4 protein-coding genes are annotated in these 12,349 nt (G+C 49.5%); all 4 read left to right on the top strand.

What is annotated here, in order from left to right:
• Positions 1 to 362 precede the first annotated feature (362 nt).
• On the top strand, positions 363 to 962 hold the full coding sequence (locus ACK4EX_RS10270) for a T9SS type A sorting domain-containing protein (protein WP_409772461.1): 600 nt from the start codon (positions 363 to 365) through the stop codon (positions 960 to 962).
• 53 nt (positions 963 to 1,015) lie between these two features.
• Complete coding sequence (locus ACK4EX_RS10275; protein WP_409772464.1) at positions 1,016 to 2,647, top strand: gliding motility-associated C-terminal domain-containing protein; 1,632 nt, start codon at positions 1,016 to 1,018, stop codon at positions 2,645 to 2,647.
• A gap of 212 nt (positions 2,648 to 2,859) precedes the next feature.
• On the top strand, positions 2,860 to 10,524 hold the full coding sequence (locus ACK4EX_RS10280) for a PKD domain-containing protein (protein WP_409772466.1): 7,665 nt from the start codon (positions 2,860 to 2,862) through the stop codon (positions 10,522 to 10,524).
• A 474-nt stretch (positions 10,525 to 10,998) separates the two neighbouring features.
• Positions 10,999 to 12,348: a vWA domain-containing protein gene (locus ACK4EX_RS10285; RefSeq protein ID WP_409772468.1), complete on the top strand. Its 1,350-nt coding sequence runs from the start codon at positions 10,999 to 11,001 to the stop codon at positions 12,346 to 12,348.
• The last annotated feature ends 1 nt before the right edge of the window (position 12,349 follow it).

Below are 12,349 nucleotides of genomic sequence, written 5' to 3' on the forward strand. Positions count from 1 at the left end.
GTGCCCGACGGGGTGTACCTGTACGTAATCCGCCACACCGACCGCCACGGCAATCCCATGCCCATCCGCCGGGGGGATATACGGCTGTACCGATGAGGTTAAGTGGGTGAAAGATTTAAGGGGGAAGGCAATAGACTTTTTCAATGACCGATGCTATATCAATACCTTTGAAAAAAAAACCGCCTTTTTGCTTCGTTTTCAGAGCTACTCAAAAAAAAGCCGATGTAAAACACACCTTTCCTCTGCCCTCTTGTGCCTATTCGCCTGACACCCCCTGAGGTATATGCATGCACCACAAAAAAAATTTTGCCGTTTTAAAATTTCTTTTAAATTTGACGTAGTATCGCCAAAAATGCCTGCCTGTGAATACAAATACTACCACTCACCGCAAACTGGCTAAGGCAATAACCCTATGGGTTATGAATACAACGTGTACATCCACGCTACACCATAGCTTCTACCTCGACCACGTAAACATCGGCAACTTCTGCTCTCCCGGCCAAACAGCTAATAACAGGTGGATTAACAATAATGGGGCAGTTAAAATAGATGGTTCTTTGATGAATCCAAATCCAAAAATACTCTATTACTGGAACAGCAGTCAGGGAAGTGATTACGATCCAGGTACAATTTCAAATGTCTTTAATCCGATTAATAATGCGACGTTGTATTCCTGCATATCAGCCCCCGCATACCGCCCGCTTGAAGCTGCTGAACAAGCAAAACCTGACCTACAGATCTATCCGAATCCCTTTACAGACCGACTCACTCTTCATAGCAATAGTCATCCGTTGACAGATATATCCTTATACAATCTGCATGGTCAGCTTGTATTCCAAAAAAATCAATTGAACCTAAACGAACAGGTAGTACTCCACCTGCAAGGCCTTCCGGCGGGTATTTATATGCTCTCTGTGCAGCAAAACGGCCATCAAAATGTATATAAAGTTGTCAAGCAATAAACAAATAAAAGCCGGATGAAACGTTTTATCCTGCTTTCAAAAAATCAATGCCGATGAAAAGGTATGTAGTACTTCTTTTTCTAAGCATATATGCCCTCACCAATGCGCAAAATCTGATTCAAAATCCCTCATTTGAGGAATTAGACAAACCGTGTGCCGGCGCTTTTGAATGTCCATTTTTAAGACTTTCCTTGAGATTCTCTCACTCCGGCTCATGGATAAAAAATTGGTATAACTTTACAGATAATCGCTACAATATTTTTTACGATGGATCGGATGTTTTGCGCAATGGGAAATTTCATGAATTTAACACAACGCATCCAGATTTTTTTTTATACAACTCCAATGGTGTACCCATACCACAATCAAGAAAAGGAATTACACATTTGGCATTACTTGTGCATTTTAGATATGCGGCTGTAACTGCAAGCGGCATTTGTACCAGACTTCCACATAAAGACATTTATCATGGTTTGGTCGGAAATAAATTAAAAGACACCGTCAAAACAGGGGATTATTGCGGATTTTTCTATGCCCGGGCCGATAGTAGAAATAATTTCCGGTTTAAAAGCATAGGCATCTTTTTGAAAGATGATACCCTGTATCAGCCCTTCGGACCGAATGTTCACTATACAAATGCAGATCTTCCATCGATTGGCCATGTAGTCCTTATCAACGACTCAGCTTCTATAAATCAATCATCGGAATGGAAGAAGATTTCGTTTAAGACAACCATCGCCAATGGAAATTACACGATGTTCTACCTTGGGTGGTTAGAGCCGAATATAAACGATAATTTCAGCTCAGTGGTTGATTCCACAAGTAGTTTGGTTATACTTCGATGCGGTTCAAATCAAATACCGTTAGTGTTTTCTTCTATGCTCTACATCGACGACGTGCATTTTTTCCGGTGCAGCGATACGGTCTTCAGCGTGCATCTGCCACCGGATACGACCCTGTGTGAGGGTGAGTCGCTGACCATCACCCCCACGGTGGTGGACAGCCTCTATGCCCTGGAAAACGATACCCGCTCCTACCTCTGGAACACAGGCGATACCACCCCTACCATCACCGTCACCCAGCCGGGCAGCTACTGGGTGCGGGTGACCATCGACGGGGAGTTTTCGGCCTGGAGCGATACCATTACTGTCAGCTACATCAGCGACTTCACCACCACGGCTCTGCCGCACCCCGATACGATCTGCGAGGGGCTGTCGGCGCAGTTGGCCGTGCAGGTGCCTGCCGGTGTGCCGGGCATCACCACGGTGTGGAGCACGGGCGATACAGCCTACGCCATCACCGTGCAAGAGCCGGGCACTTACACAGCCTATACCTTCAACCAGTGCTTTGCCCACACCGATACCTTCCGCCTCTACACCCGCTTCTGCTGGGACAAGGAGCAGCCCTTCACCACCCTCTACATCCCCAATGCCTTCACGCCCAACGGCGACGGGCGAAACGACTGCTTCGAGGTAGTGGGCGATAACCTGGGCAGCTACCAGATACAGGTCTTCAGCCGTTGGGGTGAACTGGTGTACCAGAGCGACGACATCAGCCAGTGCTGGGATGGCACCCACCGCGGCCGCCCGGTGCCCGACGGGGTGTACCTGTACGTCATCCGCCATACCGACCGCCACGGCAATCCCATGCCCATCCGCCGGGGGGAGATACGGCTGTACAGGTGAAAATTTGAGTTCCTGTTACAAAAGATGTATTGCTTAAAAATTTATAACCCCCATCGTCTAAAACCTCCATGTATGGCTATAACTATTCGCGCATTTGAAATACTTAGCAATTAGTCCACTGCAGCATTCTTTAAAAAATAAATCGTTTGTCATAAAAAATAAAATCTCTACATCATGTTCTTTCAGTGAATTTTTGCATACAATTCAAGGCTGTGAAAATTCGCTTTAGCCGATATGCGATTTGTGCTTTCTACTTGTTAATCAGTGCAAGGTCTCACGGACAGTGGGGCATTGTCACTACACCCCCTGCCACTAACGACACCCTTGTCATTTGTCGAAATTACGCTATACATTTTCAGGCAGATACCAATGGCTATGGCGCACTGATCGATTCAGTGCGCTGGTTGATGCCCGGCGCAAACCCCGCTACAGCTACTACATTGTCTGCACAAAATATAAAATATTCTTCCTCGGGCACTTACCTGGTTCGCCTCATCTTGTATCAAGGTGCCACAGGCTCAGAAGACTCTCTGTATGTGAATGTTTTGCCTTCTGTCACCCCATCAATTCAGATACTTAACACTACATCAGGAACCTTTCAGGGCATCACTACTTTTTCCCGCTGCGCAAGTTTGAATGTAGATACGTTTACCATCGTACATACTACGTCCCAGCCATATTCAAAATACTACCTCGACTTAGGCGACGGCACTGTGGATTCGGGTACGGCTTTCACTACGTTCAACAAAGTGTATAGCAGTTCGGGGAATTACAATTGCTTTTTGGCGTTGAAATCGCCAAACGGCTGCTGGGATACGCTGAAATTCCGGATTTTTTATGGGTCTAATCCGGCTGTAGGCCTCGGCACACAGGGAAATACTATAGGATGTGTGGGAAATCAGGGGGTCACTATGGCTTTTGATATTTTAAATACGGCCAACAATCCACCAGGCACTACCTATACCCTGGAAGTAAGCGATGGAAGCCCACCAGTGATTTTCAATCATCCACCCCCTGCTCAGTATATTCACACGTTCACCAAAGGTTCCTGTGGATTTAATGTGCCCGGCGGTGGTGGCAACAACGCTTTTTATGTGCGGATTACCGCTACCAATCCCTGTGACGTAAGCGTGGCACAGATCAGTCCTGTGCGGATTGCATCATCTATTAAAGCCGCTTTCAATAAGCCCGACAGCGTATGTGTTAGCCGCCAGGTCACCATCACCGACCAAAGCCAAAAGGGTAGCATACCTACAAATTCCGGCTGCGACAGTACAGGACGAATTCTCTGGAACATCTCACCCGGCACATTTACAGTCAATACCGGTTCTTTAGGGAATGCCAACAACTCCATCAACCCCCAAAACTGGATTACCGGCTCCCCGGTGCTCAATGTTACATTTAATCAACCTGGCATCTATCAGGTGCGCCAGGTCGTGGCCAACAGCATTAACTGCGACTACGATACTTTGATTAAAACGATTTGCGTCAATGAACTGGCAGATTCAGGTTTCTCAATAAGTACATTGCCGGCCTGCAGTGGCGATACCTTGCAATTGACCAATCTGGCCAATCTCAATAATTTCTGTAAAAACAGCCAGGTATATTACGAAATAACTCCCGCTACAGGCTGGTCGGCCATAGATAGTCTTCGTCACCCCAACCCACAGGTCAGATTTACAACGGCCGGCCAGTATCTTATACGGCAGTTTGTGTACAATTACTGCGATACAACAGTCGCAGATACATCCATCGTGATTCGCGGCAGACCGGGCGTGATACTACCGGCTGATACCGTCCATTGTGGGCCACTTACACTGAATTTTTCTCTTCCGGGTCTGCAACCTGCAGAGTTCGACAGCCTTTCGCCCATTATTTCCAGACTATGGACGATTACGCCGGCCGTGGGCTGGGCATTCACATCCGGTACTGCCACATCGGCTCAACCATCTATCCAATTCACCCAGTCGGGGGTGTATCAGATGACCTATCAGCTGCAAAATGCTTGCGGAACGACAACAGACACAATGCTTGTCACGATCTACGACCAGCCTTCAGCCAGCGCACTTTCCGATACCCTTGTGTGCTATGGCGACGATGTGTCGTTTACCTTGCAGAATGTAACAGGCCAGGCTCCCGTGCAGATCACGTGGGCATCTGCACCGCCGGGATATTCTGCTGCAGGTGCATCAGCTACTTTCTCAAACCTAACACAGAGCACACAGTTTTTTGCCTACCTTCAGGATGCGCTTGGATGCCGCGATACCATCACAGTATTTGTCACTGTAAATCCTCAAATCCTGGCTGATGCCGGCTCAGGCGGTATCATTTGCGATACTAGCAACATACAGCTCAGTGGTACAGCCTCCGGCGGCAGTGGATTTCTGCAGATCCAGTGGTCTCCTGCCACAGGTCTGAACAATCCCAATGTACTCAATCCCACAGTGAGCGGCATCACATCCAGCACATGGTACAAGCTCACAGTCACTGATTCGGTCGGCTGCAGCGCAATAGACTCTGTGCTGGTCGTTGTTAATCCGCTTCTGACTGCTTTTGCCGGGAATGATACATTGGTATGTAGTGGTAGTCCTTTCCAGCTACAGGCTGTGGCTACTGGCGGTGCTGGTGGATATCAGTACAACTGGTCGCCGGCCACAGGTCTTAACAATCCCAGCATCCCTAACCCGCTGGTTTCTGGACTTACAGCGCCACAGCAGTACATTCTGACTGTAACAGACTCCATCGGATGCACAGCCAGAGACACCATACAGATTTCCCTGTTTCCCGCTATTACCGTCGATGCCGGTTCAAATGCCGAAACCTGTTTCGGAGAAAACATTCAGCTATCAGGTTCAGCCTCCGGTGGTACAGGTCAACTTTCCTACCAATGGCAGCCGGATGCTCTGCTGCAGAATGCGACCACGCTTACTCCCACCTTCGTAAATCCTCAGCAGAATCAATGGTTTTACTTCTATGTAACAGACTCGGTAGGTTGTCAGGCGGTGGATAGCGTGTTTGTCCTGGTTGCTCCTCTGCCCCCAGCCAATGCAGGGCCTGATACTACTATTTGCAAGGGCGATATCTACACGCTCGGTCAGCCGGGTAACCCGGCATTTCAGTATGTATGGACTTCCATTCCGCCTGGAGTATTGGCCTCTACACCACAGATTCAGGCCGTTGATACAGCTAATTTTACTTACATATTACAAGTAATCGATACCCTCACGGGTTGCGTGAATTACGATACTGCTTCGGTCAACATCTCACTGCCTCCGGTAGCCGGTTTCACCACTTCTATCGATAGCGGATGCTCTCCGCTTACCATTTTGCTCTCCGACACCGGCACAGCATCTCCCGTTCGCCGGTGGTACGCCGGCCTTGCATTTATCGGTACGGCGGCTACTCTGAGCTACACAGCTGCCAATGTATCTCACACCACTGACAGTCTTATACCAATATCCCTCGTTCTGGTAAATGCGCAGGGTTGTCGCGACAGCGTAACGCGCTTCGTCAAAATTTTCCCAAGGCCTCTGGCCTCTTTTCTGCCCTCTGACACTGTGCTGTGTGCCGGCGACAGCATTACGGTCGTGAATCAATCCATGGGGAAAAATCCTCTTCAGTTTCAATGGTCAGTCACCGGCAGTGCAGCCGTCAGCAATACCACATCTGCTCAGCCGACGTTCTACTTTCCAAACTTTCAGGGCAATCAGGATAGTCTTTACTTCATCACACTTTCAGTGACTTCACCCGATGGCTGTGTGGACGACACTTCCCTTACCATCCGCGTAAAAGCCCAACCTGTGGCCTCCTTTGCGCTTTCAAGTGCTTCTTCCTGTGGTGGAACGGCCATTTCTGCCACCATCTCCAACTATTCGGCTTCGAATACGTATCAGTTTTCTTCCACCCCACCTCTAACCTTTTCCCTTTCGGGAAATACGGCCACTTTTACCCCCCCACCTCCGACCAATGATTCCGTGACCTATTCCATCCGAATGATGCTCACCACGCCGGAGGGCTGTGTGGACTCTGCATTTGCTGCCTTTACTGTACATCCTACGCCCACAGCCTCATTTGTGCCGATGCCGGCTGACACCTGTACGCCGGCGACTTTCACTTTCAGCAATCTTTCATCGACCAATCTGCCAGGAAGCCCACAAAGCGACCTCTCGTTTCAATGGAATTTCGCAGGTCTGGGTACCTCCACAGCGGCAAATCCATCCTTTACTTTCACCAATTCCGGTACATCCGATACGTCGTACGCTATTACACTGATTGCCAGCAATTCCTTTGGCTGCTCAGATACTGTAGTGGGCCAGGTCACCGTGCACCCACTGCCCAAAGCACAAATCCAAATCATTTCCAATGCCGACTGTGCACCCTTTACAGTGGACACCTCGCGCATTAAGCCAGTGGAATATCCCGGGGCTAATGGCCAATACATCTGGAAAGTACTTTCTACAAACAACACTCTTCTGGCCACCTTTACAGGGGCTAACGCACTTCAATATTCCCTTACTTCGCCAAATGATACGGTGGTCATTCGGCTAATTGCTGTCAGTCCGTTCGGCTGTGGTACAGACTCCGTCCAGACATTGGCCTACACTCTGCCCAATCCGGTGGCCAGTTTTAGCCTGTCCACTCATACCGGCTGCAGCCCTCTATCAGTCCAGGCTTTTGATTCGAGCTCGGGTGGCATTCAGTATCAATGGTATGTCAACAACCTTCCGGCTTCCAACCTTCCAAATCCATCATTTACCTTTCAAAACACACAACTGAACGACAGCACCATTGTCATTAAGCTGCGCGTAAGCACTTTGTCTGGCTGTGCTGATTCGTTGGAAAAAACCGTCACTGTTCTCGGCCGCCCCCTGGCCAATTTTATTCCACCAACAGGTTGTGTAGGCGATACGCTTCAGTATATTGGTCAGCCTACAAGTGTGCGTCCGATTGCCACTTTTCAGTGGAATTTCGGCAATGGCGATACAGCTGCCACCGCCAATGCTTCCTACGTGTACACGATGCCGGGCGCTTATGCGGTATCTTTTACAATTACCGACACAGCCGGTTGCAGCCACACCAGGACGGATACGGTCATCATCCGTCCAAAGCCTTCGGTGAATTTTTCTGTGTCCGGCGGCTGCTTTACCGACAGCATATGTCAGGGCATTTCTACCCAGCTGGTCAGTCAGTCCACCCTGCCTCCGCTTGGCGGCATCATCACAGGATATCAATGGGATATCGGAAACAACGGCATCATCAATTACACCATCCCGGGCATTACGCATACCTTCCCGGATACGGGACTGGTGCCTGTACGTCTGCGAGTTGTTTCACAGTTTGGCTGCGACTCCGAAAGAGTGAAAAATTTCTACGTACTTCCAGCTCCTATTGCGGCTTTTGCGCTTGATACCGGTATCATTTGTGCCGGCCAGCCGTCACCCTTTGTCACCCAGCAGTCTTCGGGCTTCATTCAATCGTATCAATGGACGCTCTATGCGCTGAATGCTGCCAGTCAGCCTGTCGTCATTACTACGGGCAATCAGTTTTTCCCCCCTACATTACCGACACTGACAGGTTCACTCACAAAGGATACAACTTACTACCTCAAGCTCAAGGTGAGCAGCTGCTGTGCTGCTGACAGCCTGATCCGCACAATCACCGTCAGGCCGCAGCCTACAGCCGGATTTCTGGCTTCTGATACGATCGGATGCAGTCCAAAGCTCATTAACTTCCTCATTGACGGCCAGACCCTCGGTCAGCCGGACTACATCGTCATCAACTGGGGCGATGGCAGCCCGATAGATACCATTTATCCGACCACAATCATCACCCCACAGGGGCCAATCACCCAATTTGGCATTAAAAACCATGTTTTTACCTACAACGGAACGAACAACGATACACTCTATACCGTGAGCATGACAGCCGTAAACAGCTGCGGATCCTCCACCTTTACGCGTACAGTGCGCATTATCCGCCAGACACTCAATGGCTTTTTTACTGCTACGCCCACCTCCGGTTGTGCGCCCCTTACCGTTCAATTTCAGGATCAGACCCCCAATAGCACCACCACAGCCTGGTGTTTTAATTTCAACACCTCCACCAATCAATGCACCGGTGGGGTCGCAATGGGTAAGAATGTTCAATTTACATTCCCGGCTGCCGGTACATACAATGTGTCCATGGTGGTAGGCGATGGATGTTCCGTTGACACTGTCTATAAGCTCATTCAGGTCAATCCCTCACCGGTGGCCGACTTTACTTTCAACAACAACGTCTGCCTTGGCGACACCACATATTTCACCGCATCTGCGACCATTGTCGGTGGCAGCATCACTGGCTATCAGTGGAATTTTGGCAATGGACAGTCATCTATCCTTCAAAACCCTGCTATGCGCTTCGACACCGCAGGCACCTACAATGTATGCCTCACAGTGACCAGCTTTAACGGATGTACACACACCGTATGCAAGCCTGTAACCGTACAGCCAAAACCTGATGTACAATTCACCGCCCAAAGTGCTTGCCTAAATCAGCAGCCCATCGCCTTTCAAAATCAAACCACCCTCACCTCAGGTACCCTCACATACACCCTCTGGGATTTTGGTGACGGCAACACCTCCACCCTGCTCAATCCTCAGCACACCTATGCAGTGCCCGGTACGTACACCGTCACTCTCATACACGGCACTCAGGCCGGCTGTTACGATACAGCCTCACAGCAGATTACCATCCATCCCATACCTACGGCAGCATTTACATTTACTTCCGTTTCGCAAACCGTGTGTGGCACTCCTCAGACGTTCAATTTTACTAATCAATCTGCCGGTGCTCAGGGCTATCTATGGGATTTCGATGCACTTGGCAATCCCGGATTCTTCACTTCCACCTTAGCCAATCCGACATTTACCTACACTTCCACCGGTCTCTACCGCGTGCGCCTCATTACCACCAACGCCTTAGGCTGTTCGGATACCGCCGAACAAGACATCATCGTTTCACCCTTGCCCATTGCCAAGTTTTCAATATCCGACACCAGCGGTTGCCAGCCTCTTCAGGTCGTCTTTACCAGTTTGAGTACATTTCCCGATTCATCGCTAGGTTATATCGTACGTTGGCGTTATGAGTTTGGCGACGGAACAGTACAGGACGGCCCTTCACCCAATGCTACTCACCTCTATCAACAGGCTGGCACTTATATCGCTCGCCTCATCGTCGAGACCAACCTTGGCTGCCTTGATACCTTTCAGTTTCCCGTCCCCATCGAAGTGTTGCCCACCCCCACCGCCATCTTCAGCTGGAGCATCGACGATCGCGGCCATGTAGTCTTCAGCAATCAATCCATACATCTTCCCGGTCAGACCACCTTCACCTGGCAAATGGGCGATGGCATCACCATCGTTGCCGACAGTGTGCGCTACCGCTACAGAGTCAATCGCCTGTTGAGCGATTATACCTTCACTGTATGTCTTACAGCGACCCATACCAATGGCTGTAGTCACGACACCTGTATGCCTGTCTTTCTGCCCCGTCTCAATCTCACAGTGCCCAATGCTTTGGCACCCGACGCGCCGGATGCCGGTCAGGCAGGTCTCTTTCTGCCAAAAGGACATTCCCTGCGCGAATACGAGCTGCTCATCTTCGACCAGTGGGGCAATCTCGTTTTTCGCACCGACTCCCTCACCCCTGATCGCCAGCCGGCCGAAGGCTGGAACGGCCGCCATTTCAATACCGGTCGTGAACTGCCCTCCGGTACGTATGTCTGGAAAATACGCGCCCTCTTCATCGACGGCACCCGTTGGCCCGGTTCTGATCTGGAAAACAATTCACCCGACGACAAGCCACATACCAGCGGATACATCTACCTCATTCGTTGACCAATAGCAGAAAATATTTTCTTTTTGATTTTTTTGGGCGTGCCCCCGGCAAAGCGCCAGTAGCGCTTTTGCCGGGGTCGGCGTGCTCCGGGGTCCGCTATCGCTTCCGTGCTTCGGCGCAGCTGCGCTTCGCCTGCGCACCGCGCTATCGCGCGCCCTACGCATGCCTCACGCGATGCGCGGCAGAGCCGCGCGCCTGGATTTAAGCATTGACTAATACCTCAATCACTTCGCGCCTATCTGCGAGTTCAGCAGTAAACACCTCTCATCTTTGTTGCCTCAGGCAAATGAGAGTAATTAATGCCGGATAATGTTCGTCAGAGTTTTCGTAGGCAGATGTGCAGGCGGGGTAAGTAATAAACCTTTGATCTGTTTTGAAAAAAGAGCATAAAAAATCATTTTCACTACCTCCCGCAGCATCTTAAAGATACAAGTCATTTGCTACATACTTTTGACATCAGCTTCGATCTAAAAATGAAAAAAATTCTCTGTTCGCTTACTATAATTCTGACTTTCCTTTTCGACGCTGTAGCTCAAAAAACCACCAATCGCATTCTCTTCATCTTCGATAGCAGTAATTCCATGCAAGCTCGATGGGAATCAGGTACCCGAATGGACGTTGCAAAGCGGTTCCTCGCCGAATTAATCGACAGTATCGCTCGTTTAAATGACACAGAGATAGAAGTAGCTCTCCGCCTTTATGGCCACAGCAAAGGCTTTCCGCCACAAGATTGCAACGACACACGCCTGCTGGTGCCCTTCGCACCAGATAATTATCAAAAAATCAAGCGCATCATCCAAAGCCTACGACCTATGGGTACTACCCCCATAGCCAATTCCCTCGAAAAGGCCGCCGACGATTTTCCTCCCTGTAAAAACTGCCGAAATCTCATCGTACTTATCACAGATGGCATTGAGGAGTGTGGAGGCGATCCATGCGCCGTATCCGAAAGATTGCAAACTTCCGGTATTGCCATTCGGCCTTTTGTCATCGGCATAGGCCTCGACGCACAACAGCGCCAGGCCATGGAATGTGTAGGGCGATACTACGATGCCGCTCGCGAAGACGATTTTCGCAGCGTTCTTGGCCTTGTCATTTCGCAGGCTCTTGAGAAAACTACCTATCAGATAAATTTATTGGATGCCAATAACCATCCGTCAGAAACCGATGTTGCTTTTACGGTCTTCGACCAGAAGTCTGGTAAAGTAGTTCTTCGAATGATGCACACTTTGAACAGTCGTGGTCTGCCCGATACCTTACCCGGTGATCCGCTGCTCACATACCGCATCGTCGTGCACAGTATCCCCGAAGTGGAAATACGCGATATAGTACTTTCTACCGGCAAGCACAATGTAGTAGCAGTGCCTCTGCCACGCGGTAGATTAGCTGTGAAAACTCAAAAACTCATCGGGTACAAAGAGCTCAAAATACTGTTGCGTAACGACAAAGGATACATTATAAACATCCAGGACATCAACACCGACGCTCGAGTATGTGCTGGTCGATATATTATTGAAGTACTAGCTAATCCGCCATATCGTTCACAAATTGAAGTAAAACCTGCTGAAGTAACTACAGTAGAAGTACCAGTAGCAGGAGTGCTCTCATTTCAGGCCGCTACAGTCGGCTATGGCACTGTGATCGACGCCGATGGCCATCGCGTAATAGACCTCGATGAAAATTCTACCCGTCACACCATACCCTTGCAACCCGGTAGATATACCCTTGTTTTCCGCCCAAGGGCTGCCCGCGACATTTTCTTTTCTTTTACCAAAGACTTTGAAATCGTTAGTGGCAGCACTACTATTGTAAAAGCAAACTGAT

Source organism: Thermaurantimonas sp., from assembly GCF_046299575.1.
In the GTDB taxonomy this organism is placed as follows: domain Bacteria; phylum Bacteroidota; class Bacteroidia; order Flavobacteriales; family Schleiferiaceae; genus Thermaurantimonas.

What these genes read in the sequence shown, in the direction of transcription:
- ACK4EX_RS10275 (WP_409772464.1), top strand. Translation starts at nt 1,016, where the DNA reads ATGAAAAGGTATGTAGTACTTCTTTTTCTAAGCATATATGCCCTCACC.
- ACK4EX_RS10285 (WP_409772468.1), top strand. Translation starts at nt 10,999, where the DNA reads ATGAAAAAAATTCTCTGTTCGCTTACTATAATTCTGACTTTCCTTTTC.